10 protein-coding genes are annotated in these 15,663 nt (G+C 74.8%); 8 read left to right on the top strand and 2 right to left on the bottom strand.

From position 1 onward, the window contains the following. Position 1 precedes the first annotated feature (1 nt). Both OHS82_RS15190 and OHS82_RS15185 read right to left on the bottom strand, forming a co-directional pair. Positions 2-1,027 carry a DUF4097 family beta strand repeat-containing protein gene (locus OHS82_RS15190; protein WP_057584192.1) on the bottom strand — a complete coding sequence of 342 codons (1,026 nt, stop codon included), beginning with the start codon at positions 1,025-1,027 and terminating at the stop codon, positions 2-4. Between the two features lie 155 nt (positions 1,028-1,182). Beyond that, positions 1,183-1,365, bottom strand: a complete 183-nt coding sequence (locus OHS82_RS15185; protein ID WP_019058231.1) for a DUF6104 family protein — start codon at positions 1,363-1,365, stop codon at positions 1,183-1,185. 232 nt (positions 1,366-1,597) lie between these two features. On the opposite strand from OHS82_RS15185, the gene OHS82_RS15180 reads away from it, so the two are divergent. The 8 genes from OHS82_RS15180 (at position 1,598) to fxsT (ending at position 15,519) form a co-directional block, all read left to right on the top strand. Further along, entirely contained in the window at positions 1,598-2,248 is a 651-nt protein-coding gene (locus OHS82_RS15180) for a CU044_2847 family protein (protein ID WP_057584190.1), read from the top strand. After that, entirely contained in the window at positions 2,245-4,569 is a 2,325-nt protein-coding gene (locus tag OHS82_RS15175) for a VMAP-C domain-containing protein (RefSeq protein ID WP_328434014.1), read from the top strand. The genes OHS82_RS15180 and OHS82_RS15175 overlap by 4 nt, the downstream gene beginning before the upstream one ends. A gap of 108 nt (positions 4,570-4,677) precedes the next feature. Continuing rightward, positions 4,678-5,700, top strand: a complete 1,023-nt coding sequence (locus OHS82_RS15170) for an AAA family ATPase (RefSeq protein WP_020130728.1) — start codon at positions 4,678-4,680, stop codon at positions 5,698-5,700. A gap of 7 nt (positions 5,701-5,707) precedes the next feature. Beyond that, positions 5,708-9,148 (top strand): SAV_2336 N-terminal domain-related protein, encoded by a 3,441-nt coding sequence (locus OHS82_RS15165; RefSeq protein WP_199863982.1) that lies wholly within the window; start codon positions 5,708-5,710, stop codon positions 9,146-9,148. Positions 9,149-9,174: 26 nt separating this feature from the next. After that, entirely contained in the window at positions 9,175-9,390 is a 216-nt protein-coding gene (gene fxsA / locus OHS82_RS15160) for an FxSxx-COOH cyclophane-containing RiPP peptide (protein ID WP_057584188.1), read from the top strand. A 261-nt stretch (positions 9,391-9,651) separates the two neighbouring features. Continuing rightward, positions 9,652-10,848: an FxsB family cyclophane-forming radical SAM/SPASM peptide maturase gene (locus OHS82_RS15155; RefSeq protein ID WP_079041605.1), complete on the top strand. Its 1,197-nt coding sequence runs from the start codon at positions 9,652-9,654 to the stop codon at positions 10,846-10,848. Continuing rightward, positions 10,845-12,344 (top strand): aKG-HExxH-type peptide beta-hydroxylase, encoded by a 1,500-nt coding sequence (locus OHS82_RS15150; RefSeq protein ID WP_443042333.1) that lies wholly within the window; start codon positions 10,845-10,847, stop codon positions 12,342-12,344. Before OHS82_RS15155 ends, OHS82_RS15150 begins: the two co-directional genes overlap by 4 nt. Before the next feature lie 133 nt (positions 12,345-12,477). Continuing rightward, positions 12,478-15,519 (top strand): FxSxx-COOH system tetratricopeptide repeat protein, encoded by a 3,042-nt coding sequence (gene fxsT / locus OHS82_RS15145; RefSeq protein ID WP_057584186.1) that lies wholly within the window; start codon positions 12,478-12,480, stop codon positions 15,517-15,519. The last annotated feature ends 144 nt before the right edge of the window (positions 15,520-15,663 follow it).

The following is a 15,663-nucleotide window of genomic DNA, read 5'->3' as shown; positions in this document are numbered from 1 at the left end:
GTCAGAACACCTTCTTGTCGGTCGTGCTGTCGGCCGGGGCGCCCGAGGAGGTCTCGCCGCCCGGGCCGGAAACGGCATTGTCCCCCGGGTGGGAGGACGCGCCGGCGTGCTCCTGCGGCCCCCGGTCCGCCCTGCGTGCCTCCGTGCGCCCGCCCTCCCGGGTGTCCGCCGTCGGGTGTCCCTTCGCATGCCCCGCTGTGTCCGCCGTGTCCGTCGCGTCCTCCGTCGGAGGCCTTCTGAGGAGGGCGATCGAGCCGGAGATCGTGGTCGCCCTGAGCTTGCCGTTGCCCGCGCCCAGTCGGCCCGTGATGCGCTTGGCGCCCCACTGGCCGCTGACCCGCAGGTCCTCGAAGGCGTTGGAGACCGAGCCGCTCGCGGTGTTCGCCTCCACCTGGGCGTCGGCCGGATGGGGCAGCCGGATGGCGAGCTCGCCCGAGACGCTGGTCAGGTCGATTCGTGTGGGGCGGCTCGCGGGGTCGAGGTCGACGATCATCGACCCGCTCACGGAGTCGGCCTTCACGGAGGATCCGGCCTCGACCACGGTCAGGTCCCCGGAGACGGAGTTGAAGCGCAGGTCGCCGGTGAGGGCCTGCGCCTCCACGCTGCCCGAGACGGTGTCGGCGCGCACCGGGCCGGCGAGGCCGACCAGGGTGGTGTCCCCGTTGACGCCCTTCACCTCGGCGCTGCCGTCGATGCCGGAGACCACCGCGGCGGCGCTCACCACGCCGACCTCCACCCGGGTGCCGGCCGGAACGGCGAGCGAGACGACGGCCCTGCGCCGCCAGCCCTTGCGGTCGAGCCACTTGAGGAAGCCCTTCCAGGGCAGGTCCTCGTAGGCCACGGTCAGGGTCCCGTCGCGGTGGCTGACCACCAGCGGCGGCCCGTCGACCTCGGAGACCTCCAGGCGGGCGGGGCCCTCGTCGGTGCCCACCACGTTCACGGCGCCTTCGACGATGCGCACGTGCAGTTCGCTCACGGGCTCGTCGAAGGAGAGTTTCCTCGGTTCGGCGACGGACCACTCGGACATGGTGCGGACCTCCTTGAACGGCACGAACGCGACGCGCCATATCGCGTCTCGCGTAAAACACGATATATCGCGGCCGTCGAAAGTCAAGAAAAGAAAAAAGGGGCGTCCCGGACGCCCCTTCCCGCGCGGTCGGCCGTCGGGCCGCCGCGTATCGCCTACTCGTCGTCCTCGTCGTCGTCCAGCCGCGCCAGCCATGTCGCCAGCCGCTCCACCGGCACCTCGAAGTCCGGGTTCAGGTCGACGAACGTCCTCAGCTGCTCGGCGAGCCACTCGAAGGTGACCTCCTCCTCGCCGCGCCGCTTCTCGAGTTCCTCGATTCCGCGATCGGTGAAGTACATGGAACGTGCTCCGTGGGTCGGTCGCAGGGGTAGGGGCCCTCCGTCGGGGGAAGGACCCTTGTTCCTGCGAGGGGAGGAAGTGCTCCGCTCTCCGGTGGGGGAGGGGACAGGAAAAGGATAGGCGCAGGGGGGCGCAGGTCTGCGGGCCGCCGGACCTCCGCGCGGACGGAGCCCGCTGTCGGCCTGCGCACGCGCGGGAGGGCAGGAGGGACTGGGGGAACGGGGGAGTGGCATGAGCGGTGAGGACGTGACACGGGTGGCGCGCGTCGCGCTGCCGGACGGGACGCCCGTCTGGGCCCGGATCTCGGGCGCCGGAGAGCTGTCCGCGCCCTCCGGGCGGCTGTCGTACAGCGACACCGGGTTCGCCGAGCGGGTGGAGGCGAGCGTGGAGAGCCTGCACACGCTCGTCACCGGGGTCGCGCGGTCGCTGGCGGAGCCGCTGCGGGCGGTGCGGCCGGACGAGGTGAGCGTCGAGTTCGGCATCGAGCTGACCGCCAAGGCCGGGAAGGTCGTCGGACTGCTGGCCGACGGCGAGGCCAAGGCCGCCATCACGGTCACCCTGACCTGGAACAGCGGGCCCCCCGACCTCGACGCACCGCCTGCCGGCACGGACTCCGGCACGGCCTCCGGCGGCGGTGCCGGTACGGCCTTCCGTGCGCGTGGCGGCTCCTCGACCGGCGCGCCGACCGCGCCGGCTCCCCCCGCCTCACCTCCGCCACCGGCCTCACCCCCCTCGCCTCCGCTCCCCGCCGCACCCCCGCCACCGGCCTCACCCCCCTCGCCGGACGCGTCCCTCGCCGACGGGGGGCGGCGCGCGGGCGCGTCTCCCGGCGCGCCGATGCACGGGGGGGCCGACGACGCAGTCGGCGGGGGCGGAGCATGACGGGCGGGCACGCCCCGGGCGCATCGAACGCGTTCGATGCGGCCCGCCGTGCGCTGCGTGGACTCGTCGTGGCGGCCACCGTGCGCATTCATCGCCCGGTGGTCGGGTATGCCCTGGATGAGCCCGGGACGTTCCTCGGCAGCGGCTTCTTCGTCGCTCCCAACTGGGTTCTGACCTGCGCACACGTGGCCTGCGGCGGGGAGGGGGGCAAGGTTGCCGTGGTGTATGAGACGGCTCCGGGACGGGGTGCCTCGAGCGCGCCCGGCAGGGTGGTGGCGACGCTGCCCGAGCGCGCCGAGCGGGGCGCGTCCGCCGGCAACTGGCCGGCGCCGGACCTGGCCCTGGTACAGCTGACCGAGCCGGTCGACGACCACGAGTGCGTGTACGTCTCCGAGCGTCCGGCGGCGTACTACGGCGAAGGCCGGGTGCTGTACGCCGGCTGGACCGAGAACGAGGGCCGCTTACAGGTCCTGGACGGCACGCTCACGGTGCAGGGGACGATCGGCGGCTGGTCCTCGGACGTGCAGATGCGGCTGGGCGACAACGACCTGCCCTACGGCGTCTCGGGCGGGCCGGTGATCGACCCGGTGCGCGGCGAGGTGATCGGCGTCCTGAAGGCGCGCTCGGACCACCGGCCCGGCGGCACCTCCACCGGGATCGAGCAGCTGCGCACCCTGCGAGTGCCTGCGGAGGCGGTGCCGGCCGAGCACAGCGACCTCTACCAGGCGGTCTTCCACGCCCATGACCGTTACCACCGTGACCGGCAGCGCCACCCCGCCTCCCGGCGGCAGACCTGGACCGACGTGCAGGGCAGGCTGGGCGCCCGCCCGGGCCGCACCCTCAGCCCGGACGAGCGGATCCAGCTGCTGGGCCGGCTCGCCGAACTCCCGCCGCCCGAGAGCACCCGCGGTCTGCTGGACATCCTCGACTCCCTGCCCGACCTCCAGGGTCCCGTTCCGCTGCCCGCGCCGCGCGGCTGGCGCGACGGTCTCGGCGCGCTGTACGAGAGCGCGAGCGACGACGGGGCGCTGGAGCTGGTGCTCGACTACGCGATGCGGGCGATGTCCGCGCCGCGCCCGTTCGTGGTGCCCAGCACCCCGGACGCCGAGAAGGCCCTGTGGGTCTGGGTCTGGCAGGCCGCGCAGCGGCTGAGCGTTCGCTACCGGTCCGGCCTCGCCGAGCAGCGGATCGCGCGGCTGCGCCGACGGGACGGCGCGGAGCGCGACGCCCCCGACACGGTCTCCGCAGGCGGGCACGCGAGCGACGGTCCCGGCGGGCGCGGGCGCGACCGGCGGCGCGGGCGGGCCGCACGCGCGCGTGCCCGTGACCGCGCCCCGGGCAGCGTGGCGCGGCCCTCCGTCCTGCTCGAGCTGGTGCGGCGGGGCTGGGAGCCGGACCGCTGCGACTGGTCGGTCTGCGTGACCGTCCCCGGCGGAGAGGCCGTACGGCTGCGCGAGGCCGAGCGCACGCCGCTGGCCGAGCTGCCCGGCCGCCTCGCCGGACCCCTCGCGGAGGCCTTCCGTCACTGCGACGAGCCCGGCAGGCCGGCGCTGCTCCAGGTGGCGCTGCCCCAGGCGCTGCTCGGCCTCGAGGTGGACGCCTGGCAACTCCCGCCGGAAGAAGTGCCGTTGGGCGCCCTGCGGCCCGTCGTCGTGCGCTGCGCCGACCGTGACCGGCTGTCCGACGAGGAGTCAGGGGCTCACGACGCGGCCGACGGCGACGCCGGGGGCCACTGGCGCGCCCCGCAGGCCCCGGAAGGCCCGGAAGGCCCAGGAGACGCCGGCGAGAACGACGTGCACGGCGAGAACGACGGATACGGCGACGACGGATACGGCGACGACGAGTACGGCGACGAGGACGTGGACGCGGAGCGCCGGGCCCGTTGGCGCTGGCTGCACGCGCACCGGGCGCGGGCCGAAGTCCTCGACTGCGACGAGGGGTTGCGCAAACCGGTGCCGACCGTGGAGCAGTTGCGTGCCCTGTCGCACGGCACCGTCCCGGTGCTCTGCCGCTACGGCGACCTCCGTTACGAGGACGACGCGGAGGCGCTCGCCCGGATCGTGCTCGGCGGCTACGGCGTGGCCCTGTGGCGCCGGCGGCGCGGCCGGTCGGACGCCGTCTGCGGCGAGTTCCACCGCGGCACGATCGACGAGATCGCCGAACCGCCCACCGCGCAGCACCTTCCCGAGGCCGTGCACGATCTCCGGGTGCGGCTCCGAGAGGGCCGCACGGAGTCGTTCTGGGCCGACGGCGTGGCCCTGTTGTACGACGACCCTCACCAGCCCCTCCCCGGCACGGGTGACCTGCTGGAGGCCCCTTGAGCCACCCGTCCGCGGGGCCGGCCGGCCCCTTACCAGGCACCCCCAGGATGGATAACGTGATGCACGTTCGGACCGCCGCGGCAGTGGACGAGTGACGAGGACCGGATCATGACCGAATCCAGTGAGTGGCTCATCTACCGAGGCGCCGGCGAACCGCACGACGGGATCGAGCGGCTGCCCGATCCTCCTCCGTGGCGGGACTTCACCAGCCGGGACGCGGCGGGGTCGGGCGACGGCTCCCAGGACCGCAGGCTCGGCGCGCACCGGCATCTGGCGGAACTGCACCGGCCGGGCGCCGAGGAGCTGGAGATGATCAACGCGGCGCTGTATCTGCGCCGTCCGCTGCTCGTCACGGGCAGCCCCGGCGCGGGCAAGAGCACCCTCGCCCACTCGGTGGCGTACGAACTCGGACTCGGCAACGTGCTGCGCTGGTCCATCGTCAGCCGTTCCGCGCTGCAGGACGGGCTCTACCACTACGACGCCATCGCCCGGCTCCAGGACGTGCAGATCGCCGCGCAGGGCGGGTTCGGGTCGGCGGCCGGCTCGCCGGGCGCGGTCGAGGGCATCGGCAGCTATATCCGGCTGGGGCCGCTCGGCACCGCCCTGCTGCCCTCCGACACACCGCGCGTGCTGCTCATCGACGAGCTGGACAAGAGCGACATCGATCTGCCCAACGACCTGCTGAACGTCCTGGAGGAGGGCGAGTTCGCGATACCCGAGCTGGAGCGGATCGCCGACCGGCTGCCGGACGGCGAGGCGGAGGTGCTGACCGCCGACGGCGTGAAGGTGCGGGTGCGCGACGGACGGGTGCGCTGCCGCGCCTTCCCCTTCGTCGTGCTCACCAGCAACGGCGAACGCGACTTCCCGGCCCCGCTGATGCGCCGGTGCATCCACCTGGAGCTGGGGCGCCCCGACCACAACCGGCTCGCCACCTTCGTCCGCGCGCATCTCGGTGACGAGGCGGCCCGCGCGGGGGACGATCTGATCACGCGGTTCCTGGAGCGCTCGCGCAGTGAACTCCTCGCCGCGGACCAGCTGCTGAACGCGATCTACCTCACCGACGCGGCCGCGCCGCCCAGTCGTGACCGGCTGGCCGACCTGCTCATCCAGCGACTCGACCGCCCGAGGTGAGGGCCTGATGCCCGACGCAGCGGCCCGCCACGGCCCCGTCCCGCCCGACGACCGTCACCAGGACCACCACGACGACCCCTCGACCCCCCGGACCCGGGCCCCGTCCCGGGCCCCGGACGGGGGTGACCCGCTCGCCGAACTGGTCGCGCGCCTGCGCGGGGTGGGGCTCGATCCCGACGTGGAGCAGTTGTGCGACGCGTTGTGGCTGGCGCGGTGGACCCGGCCGGTGGACGTGCCCGAACCGGAGGAACCGCGTGCCGAGGCCGGCGACCGGCCGGCGTTCCGGCGCGACGGCGGTCGGGGCGGGGGGCCGCACGCAGGGGCGCGTGCGGAGCGGCCCGAGCGTGCGGAACCGCCCCCGCAGGAGGTGGGCGCCGGCGGCCGCGTGAGCCTGTACCCGGTGCCCCAGGACGGAGGGCAGCGCGCCCGTGGCGCGGGCCGGGCCGCCGCGCTCCCGGTGGGCGTGCCCGCCGCCCCCGCGCTGCCCGCCCCGCTCGAACTCCAGCGCGCTCTGCGGAGGTTGCAGCGCTACCGCAGCCCGGCGCCGCCGCTGCGCATGCGGCTCGACGAGACGGCGACGGCGGAGCGCAGCGCGCAGGCGGGCGGCCTGATCATGCCCGTCCACCGTGCCGTCGTCCGCGGCGACGCCCGGCTCCAACTGGTCCTGGACGCCTCGTCGTCGATGCGGGTCTGGGACCGGCTCTTCCTCGAACTGGAGCAGGTGTTCGGCCAGTTGGGGGCATTCTCGGACATCAGGGTCAGCCATCTGCACCAGGGTCCGGACGGCGCTCCCGCCGTCAGCCGCAGCCCCGACGTGTACGCGGCGCCGCTGCACTCCACGGACCGGCTCAGCGACCCCACCGGCCGCCGGATCGTGCTCTTCGTCAGCGACTGCGCCGGCCCGCTGTGGCACAGCGGGCAGGCGCACCGGCTGCTGCACCACCTCTCCCGGCAGGGCCCGGTCGCCGTGCTCCAGCCGCTTCCACAGCGTCTGTGGAACCGGACCCGACTGCCCGTGGTCTTCTGCGAGTTGAGCCGGGGCGAGACGCTGGGCGGGGCGGCCGCACTGCGGGTGCGCACGCCGTCCGGCGTTCCGGCGGAGACCCGCCGCGGGGCGCTGCCGGTGCCCGTGCTGCCGCCCGAACCGGTGGCCCTCGGCGCCTGGGCCAGGCTGCTGTCAGGGGCCGGCGCGGGGCCGGTGCCGGGCGCCGTGGGCTGGGTGCGCGCGGACCAGCCGCCCGCCCCCGCCGGGCGCGCCGACCGGCGGCGCACACCGCTCGAGCGGGTCAGCAGGTTCAGCTCCAGCGCCTCCCCGGCCGCCGGACGGCTCGCCGTGTACCTGGCCGCCGCGCCCCTGTGCCTGCCGGTCATGCAGCTCGTCCAGCGCACGATGCTGCCCGACTCGGGACCGTCCGAGCTGGCGGAGGTCCTGGTCGGCGGCCTCCTCACGCGCGAGTCGGAGGAGTACGCCGACGACGGGGCCCAGTGGTACCGCATCGATCCGGACGTGCGCGACGCCCTGCTGTCCCGGCTGGGCCGCGACGAGGCCATGCTGGTGCTCAAGCACTGCTCGGAATACATCGAGCAGCGCTTCGGCAAGGGCGGTCCCAACTTCCCGGCGCTGGCCCTCGCCCAGCTCGGCGACGGCGGCGCGGGCCGCCCCTACGCGCCCGCCGCCGGCGCCGCGGACCGCGCCGAGCGGGCCGACCACGGGGACAACGGCGGCAACGGCGACGAGGCGCCCGTGCCGCAGCCCTTCGCCGAGGTCGCCGCGCGCGTGCTGCGACGGTTCATGCCGCTGCCCGAGCAGTTCGAGACGCCCGGCGGCCGCACCGGCCCGGGCCGTCCCGAGGAGCGGCCGACGCACCAGGCGGTCCGCCGGGCCCGCACGCTGATCGAGCGCTTCGACCGCGAGGGCATGATCCAGGACGTCATCGACGCGGTGCAGCTGCTGCGCGGCGCCACCGAGCACGAGCGGCCCGCCGGGGCGGACCCCGAGCTGTGGGCCGAGTACGCGCACTGCACGCTGCGCCTGTGGGAGGTGCAGGGCGGCGACGATCTGCTGCAGGAGGCGGAGGCGGCCGCGGAGCGCGCCGCGGCGCACCCGAGGCGGCTGCGCGAACGGGCCGTCCTGGCGCGGGTGCTGCACGCCGCGGCGACCGACCGCAGACGCCGCGGCGACCCGGCCGGCGCCCTGGACCTGCTGCGCCGCGCCGACCGCGAGTACGCCGTCGCCTGCGCGGCGCCCGACCTCGACCACCACCAGGCCCTCGGACTCACCCTGGAGCGGGTGCGCGCCCTGGAGGCGCAGTGGCGGCTCGGCGGGGACAGTGCGCTGCTCCAGGGCGCGGTCGGCATGCTGGAGGCCTTCGCCGACGTCTGGCCCGACCGCCGGCAGCGGCCGCCCGAACTCCCCCTGGAGCACGGCCGGGTCCTGCTGCGTCTCTCCGGAGCCACCGCCGACCCCGTGCAGGCCCGCCTCTACGCCGAGCAGGGCGCGCAGTCGCTGCGCACCGCCCTCGACACCGGGGAGGAGCCCGACACCGCGGAGTCGGTACGCGCGCGGGTGCGCGTCCTGCTCGACCTGGTCGACGCCCTGCTCCGGGCGGGCGGCCCGCTCGACGACGCCCAGGCCCGCGTCGACGAGGCCCTCGCCCTGGTCCGCGAGCAGGGCCGGCGGGCGGCGCTGCTGGCGCGGGCGGGCCGGATCGCCGTCGCCCGCCACCGGGAGTCGGGCGATCCGGCGGAGCTGGAGACGGCCGCCGACCGCTTCGCGCAGGCCGCCCAGCGCATGTCCCGCGACGCGCCCGCGCACGCCGACGTCCTCGCCGAGTGGGGCGAGGCGCTGCTGCGGCTGGCGGGACTGCAGTCGGGGGCGCGGGCCCAGGGCACGCTCTCCCGGGCGATCCGGGTGCTGCGGGACTGCCGGATGGAGACCCCGGCGGGCAGCGCGCAGGTCGCCCACCGGCTGCTGCTGCTCGGCCGTGCGCTGATGCTGCGCTACCGGGGCCGCGGGGACCGCGTCGACCTGCGGGAGGCCGAGCACCTCTTCGGGCTCGCCGCCGCCGACGCGGCGGACCCGCTGCTGGCCTCCCGGTGCCGTCTGGAACTCGGCCAGGTCCAGTTCGAGGCCTACCGCAGCCTGCGCCGCCCGGCCCGCCTGGACCTGGCGGTCGACGCCTTCCGCGACGCGGCGGAGTCGGCCCGGGAGGCCGAGGGGGCGGCCACCACGGAACGCGGCCGGCACGAGGCCGTCCGGACGGGTGCGCAGGCGCACCACTGGCGGGGTATGTCCTATGAGGCGGCCTCGCGGCCACGGGCCGCCCGGGAGGCCTACCGGGCCGCCCGGACGGAGTGGTCGCGGCTGCCGGAGGGCAGCCTGGTCGCCGACGGGCCGACGGCCGCCAAAACGGCGGAGCGGCTGGCCGCGCTGGAGCGTGTGACGTGAGCCGAGCGGGTTGGGGAGGTACGGGCATGGACGTACGGGGCGAGTCCGTGGCGGAGGCGGCCGCGCAGGACATCGGCGCGGGTGAGCCCGGCGCGGGCGGGCCGCTGCCGGATCTGCTGGCGCTGGACCTCGCGGAGTTGCGGACGATCGGGCATCCGGTGCTGCGGGAGGTGGTGGAGGACCTGCGGGAGCGGGCGGGGAGGTCGAGCGAGACGCTGTGGGGGTTCGACGCCGTGCTCTGACGGGTCCGCCACTACCCCTCTACAGGACGCATTCGATCGCTCGGAAGTCGAATTCGGTCTCATATGCGCGCGACTCGGACAAGTTCGGTCGGGCGGGGTTTGTGTCCGCGGTACATACGGGCATGCGCCCCGTGCGGCGCTCGCGCCGCGGAGCGGGGGACACGGCGGCACGGGCCGAAGCCGGCCACAGGGCCGCCGCAGGGCTGCCGTACGGCAGCCGCAGGGCCGCTTCAGGACCGCCGCAGGGCATGGGGGTGCTGGATGTCCGGACAGGCCTTCCGGCAGTTCATCGTGAAGATGCACGGCCGCTGCAACCTCGCCTGCACCTACTGCTACCTCTACGAGGGCCCGGACCGCACCTGGCGCGCCCGACCCGCGACGGCGGCCCCCGAAGTCCTCGACCGCACCGCGGCCCGCATCGCCGAGCACGCCCGCGCCCACGCCCTGACGGACCTCTCCCTCGTCCTGCACGGCGGCGAACCCCTGCTGGCCGGCGCCGAGACCCTCACCCGCTTCACCGGCCTGGTCCGGGACCGCGTCCCGGCCGGCTGCACGGTCCACGCCGTCGTCCAGACCAACGCCACCCTGCTCACCGCACGACGGCTGGCCGTCCTCGCCGACGGCGGCATCCGGATCAGCGTCAGCCTCGACGGAGGGCGGGCCGCGCACAACGCGCGCCGCGTCGACCACGCCGGCCGCCCCTCCTGGCCCGCCGCCGCGCGCGGCGCCCTGCTGGCCGCCGAGCACGCGCCGTCGGCGTACGCAGGCATCCTCACCGTCGTCGACGCCACGCTGGACCCCGTGGAGACGTACGAGTCCCTCCTCGGCCTGCGTCCCCCCGCTGTCAACTTCCTGCTGCCGCACGGCAACTGGTCCGCCCCGCCGCCGCACTGGGCCGGCGTGCGGCACGGGGAGTGGCTGTGCGCCGTCTTCGACCGCTGGTGGGACGCCGGCCGCCGGGAGACCCGCGTGCGTCTCTTCGAGGAGTGCCTCGCCCTCCTGCTGGGCATGCCCGCCGCCACCGAGTCCCTGGGCCTCGCGCCCTTCGACGCGGTCGTGGTCGAGACCGACGGGTCGATCGAGCAGACGGACTCCCTCAAGTCCGCGTACGACGGCGCCGCGCACACCGGCCTGGACGTCTTCCGCAACTCCTTCGACGACGCGTCGCGGCACCCGGCCGTCGCGGCCCGGCAGGCGGGCACGGCGTCCCTCGCGCGGCAGTGCCGCGCCTGCCCCCTGCTCGCGGTCTGCGGGGGCGGTCACTACGCCCACCGCTACCGGGCCGGACACGGCTTCCGCAACCCGTCGGTGTACTGCGCCGACCTCCAGCGCCTGATCCGCCACATCGCCGCCCGGCTCGCCGCGCAGACAGCCGTCGCCACCCCTGCGGCCACCGACGCCCCTGCCGTAGCCGCCCGGCACGCCGTGTCCGCCGCCCGCGAGGAGGACGCTCCGTGATCCGGCCCGCGGTCCCGGAACGCAGTCTCCTGGAACTCGGCCGCACCCAAGGGAGCCCCGACACCCTGGCCCTCCTGGTGCGTGACCAGGACACCCGGCGTCTGCTCCTCCTGCGCGCCGTCCTCGACGCGGCCGAAGCGGCGCACCCGGCGGTCTGCTCCACGGCACGCAAGGCCCGGCTGCGCGACGACTGGTCCCTGCTCACCGCGGCCGACCGTCCCCGCCCGCCCGCGGAACACCCCGGCCCCTGCGGTGTGCCGGCCGACGGTCCCCGCCCGCCCGCGGGTCACCCCCGCGCGTCCGGCGCCGCGCACTCGCCCGCCCGTGCCCGTCTCTTCCACCCGTTGACCGGCCCCTGGGCGCTGAGCTGTCTGCGCGGACTCGACGAGCGCGGCGGCCCCGGGGGCGAACACCGCGACCGTCGCCTCCGCCAGGACCTGGCCCACTTCAGCGCCCTCGCCGCAGTGGCCGCCGCGCGCGCCGGCATCCCCTTCACCGTGCGGCTCACCGCCCGCGCCGGGGTGCTCGCCCTGCCGTCCCTCGGCGCGCTGCACACGGCCACCCGCGCGGACGCCCCCGTCGACGTCGCCCACCGCGACGGGCGGCTGACGCTTCGCGGACCCGACGCGCCGGACGTCGTCGTCCACCTGGAGAGCGGGATCGGCGCCTGGTCCGCCGCCCTCGCCTGGACGCCCGTGCGCACCCTGCCCGGCCTGCTGCCCGGCACCGCCCCCCTGCCGCTGGACGACGTCGACCCGTACCGCACCGCGCCCGGTCCCGGCCACCGCACCCTGGGCGGACCGGCCGTGCTCGACGACACGGACCACAAACGCTGGCTGCAGGCCTGGTCGGGCACCGAGGCCGCGCTGCGCTCCGGCGGCGCACACCGGGTGGCCGAGGCGGTGGCGCTGCTGCGCTGTCTGGTCCCGCTGGAGAGCCCGCCGGGCGCCGACGGCCGCGACAGCTGCAGCGCGACCCGGCACGAGGCGTTCGGCGCCCTGCTCGCCAGCCCCCCGCAGGACGCCGTCGCCCTCGCCGCCACGCTCGTCCACGAACTCCACCACGCCAAACTCGCCGCCCTGGGAGACCTGGTGACGCTCCATCACGCCGACTCCGAAGCGCGCTACTTCGCCCCGTGGAAGACGGGACCCCGGCCGTACGACGCCCTGCTGCAGGGGGTGTACTCCCATCTGGCCCTCGCCGACTACTACCAGCACCGGGCGCTCGTCGGCTCGCCGCCCGACGGCGAGTACGCCTGGTCCCGGCACGCCCGCTACCGCGCCCAGGTGAAGGCGGCGCTGCCGGCGCTCGTCGGCTCGCCCGACCTCACCGTCCGCGGACGCCGGTTCGTCGACGCGATGGCCGCCGCCTACGAACGCATGGCCGAACACCCGGCGCCCCGCAGCCACACCGCCCGGGCCGAGGCCTACGTGAAGGCCGCGCGCGCTTTGTGGACACAGCGTCATACTCCCGCGCTGCCACGCCCGAAAGAATGAGGATGGCCTGCGAGGGGCCGTCCGGTGAGCGAAGATCGTCGGGCCGAGGCGCGCGCGGAAGAGGTCGGCGGACTTACGCGCGCCGCGCCGAGGTCCTAGGATTTTCGAGGTACTACGTGCTGGAGGCCGCTGCATGTCTGGAGCTCGTACGCCGGTCGGGGCAACCGGGAGAGGGGCCGCGAGGCAGGCGGTCACGATCCATTTCGCGGGATTCAACCGGGCCTGGGCGGCATGGATCGGAGACCGGCTCGAACGCCGCGGCCTGCGCGTGGTGTACCTGCGCTGGGACTCCCCGGCCGAGGTGCCCCTGGTCGATCTGCTGCGCGACCTGGAACTCGCCGAAGGCCGCGTCCTCATCGTCGTCAGCGAGTGGTACTTCCAGCTCGGTCCCCGTACGCAGGAGGAGTGGAACGCGGCACTGCGCGAGGTCGTCGCCCCCGACCCGTCCCGGTTCGCCGCCGTCTCGGTGACGACGGCCTCCGTACCGGCGGCGACCGCCGTCCTCGCCCCCGTCGACCTCACCAACATGGGCGCCGAGGAGGCCGAGCGCCGCCTGTTCGACCGGCTCGACCTGCCCTTCGAGCCGCAGCCCGACGTCCCCGACGGCGCCCGCCGCGGCCCCCGCTTCCCGGCCGCCATGCCCGAGGTCTGGGGCGGGGTACCGCGCCGCAACACCCGCTTCACCGGCCGCGAGACGCTGCTCAACGACGCCTACCACCTGCTGCAGGGCGCGGAGCCCGGCGCCGGCGTCGTCACGCTGCACGGCATGTCCGGAGTGGGCAAGACCCAGACGGCCGCCGAGTACGTCTACCGGTTCGGCTCCGAGTACGACGTCGTGTGGTGGGTCAACGCCGAGAAACGCGTCACCTACCGCAGGCTGCTCGCCGAACTCGCCCCGAAACTGGGCCTGCAGACCGGACAGGAGTACGGCGAACGACTGCGCGCCGTCCGTGACTCGCTGCGCCGCGGCGACCCGTACGGACGATGGCTGCTGATCCTCGACGGAGCCGACGAGCCCGACCAGATCTGGGACCTGGTGCCCACCGGCCCCGGCCATGTCATCATCACCTCCCGCAACCCCGAATGGACCGAGCACAACAGCAAGTTGCTGGAGGTGCCCGTCTACGCCCGCGACGAGTCGGTGGCGTTCATCAGGCGTCGCGCGCCCCGGCTGTCCGAGGGGGAGGCCGACCAGCTCGCGGACGCGCTGGAGGACCTGCCGCTCCTCCTGGACCAGACGGCGGGCTGGCTGAACGACTCCGACCTGTCGGTGCGCCAGTACATCGCCCTGCTGGACGGCGGCATCGACAGCGACGTGGTGAAGGTGTCGGCGGACTTCCCGCTCGCCTTCCAGACCGCCTGGTCGATACTGCTGAACAAACTCCGCGAGACCGTCCCCGAGTCCGTGGACCTGCTGCGGCTGTGCACCTTCTTCGCCCCCGGCTTCATCCCCGTCCGGCTGCTGCGCGAGATGTCGAGCGACGAACTGCCCGAACAGCTCGCCGGACTGCTCAACGACCCGCTGCTGTGGAACAAGGCCATCAACCAGCTCCGCCAGTACTCCGTCGTCCGTCTGGAGTCCCACGAGGCCGTCGGCGACGAGGGAGCCGGTTCAGGGGAGTCGCTGTACCTGCACCGCATGGTCCACCAGATCGTGCACAAGGACATGCCGGACGCGGACCGCAAGGAGTTCATCGACGTCGTCCGGCTGGCCCTCGCCGCGGCCGACCCGCGCCGGCCCACCGACCCCGACCTGTGGCCCGGATACGCCGAGATCGTGCCGCACCTGAAGTACGCCGACGTGCTGCAGACCCAGGAACCGACCGTCCAGCGACTGGTCTTCAACTGCCTGCGCTACATGTACTTCTCCGGCGAGTACGTCGCCGGCATCAAGCTCGGCGAGCGCGCCATGAAGGCCTGGCGCGAACTGCTCGGCCCGACCCACCCCCGGATCTGGGAACTGACCTACCACTACACCAACCTGCTGCGGGCCGTCGGCGACTACGCCGCCACCGAGGCCCTCAGCCGGGCCGCCTCCGAACACCTGAAGGCGGAGCGCGGCCCACAGGACCTGGAGCATCTGCGGGCCGCCGCCGGCCTCGCCGCCGACCTGCGCGGCCTCGGCCGCTACGACGAGGCGCTGGAACTCTCCCAGTGGGTCCTGGTGGCCTACCGCGACCTGCTGGGCGACCAGGACTCGCGCAGCCTCAACTCGCTCAACAACCTCGCCGTCTCCCTCCGGCTGCTCGGCCGCTACCCGGAGGCCCTGGAGCACGACCGGCGGACCATGGAATCGCGCCGCCTGCTCCTGCGGGCCCGCCATCCGTGGACCCTCGGCTCCGAGATCTCCTACGCCATCGACCTGCGGCTGCTCGGGCGATACGCGGAGGCCGAGTCCATCCAGGCGAAGAACGTGCGCGAGATCCGGCTCGTGATGGGCCGCGACAACCCCCAGACCCTCAAGGCCGAGCACAACCTCGCCCTGTGCCGCTACCGCCTGGGCGAACGGGACCGCGGCCGCGACCGCGGCGCCGAACGCGAGGAGCCCGGGGAGCTGCTCTCCAGCGTGCTGGAGCGCGGCGAGCGCGTGCTCGGCGAGACCCATCCGCTGACCCTGATCTTCGCGACCGCCCAGAGCTGCTACGCCCGCGAGCACGGCGACATCGACCGGGCCCGCGAGCTCAGCGAGGCCGTCGTCGCACGGTACGAGGTGATGCTGGGAGACGAGCACCCGTTCGTCGCCGGGGCCCGCGCCAACCAGGCGCTGATCCTGCGCAACGTCGGCGAGCGGGAGGCTGGCCACGTCCTCCTCGAGCAGGCGCTCGCGGCGATGACCGACGCGGTGGGGGAGCATCACCCCTGGACGCTGGGCTGCGCCCTGAACGCCTCCGCCCTGCGCAACATCGTCGGCGACACCGAGAGCGCCGCCGAGCTCAGCCACGACACGGTGGGCCGGGCCGTCGAGACGCTCGGCCGCACCCACCCGCTGACCCTGTCGGCGCGCATCGCCCACGCGGCGGACCTGCGCGGACTGCGGGACCGGCGGCAGGCGGAGAAGGTCGAGCAGGAGGCGCTGTCGGACCTCGACGCGACGCTGGGCAGCAAGCATCCGCACACCGTCTCGGCCCGCTCCCGCAACCGGCCCTACTGGGACTTCGAACCCCAGGTCATCTGAGGCCCCGGTCCCGGCACCGGCCGCGCATCCGCGCGGCCGTACGGACCGGACCGGCAGACGCACAGCCGTACAGACACACAGCAGTACAGACGCACAGCAGTGCAGACGCACGGCGAAGGGCCCGCCCCCGAAATGTCCGGGGGC

Origin of the sequence: Streptomyces sp. NBC_00425 (genome assembly GCF_036030735.1) — a bacterium.
Lineage (GTDB): Bacteria > Actinomycetota > Actinomycetes > Streptomycetales > Streptomycetaceae > Streptomyces.
Note: the sequence above shows the minus strand (reverse complement) of the source record. Positions and strands in the feature narration are given on the sequence as shown.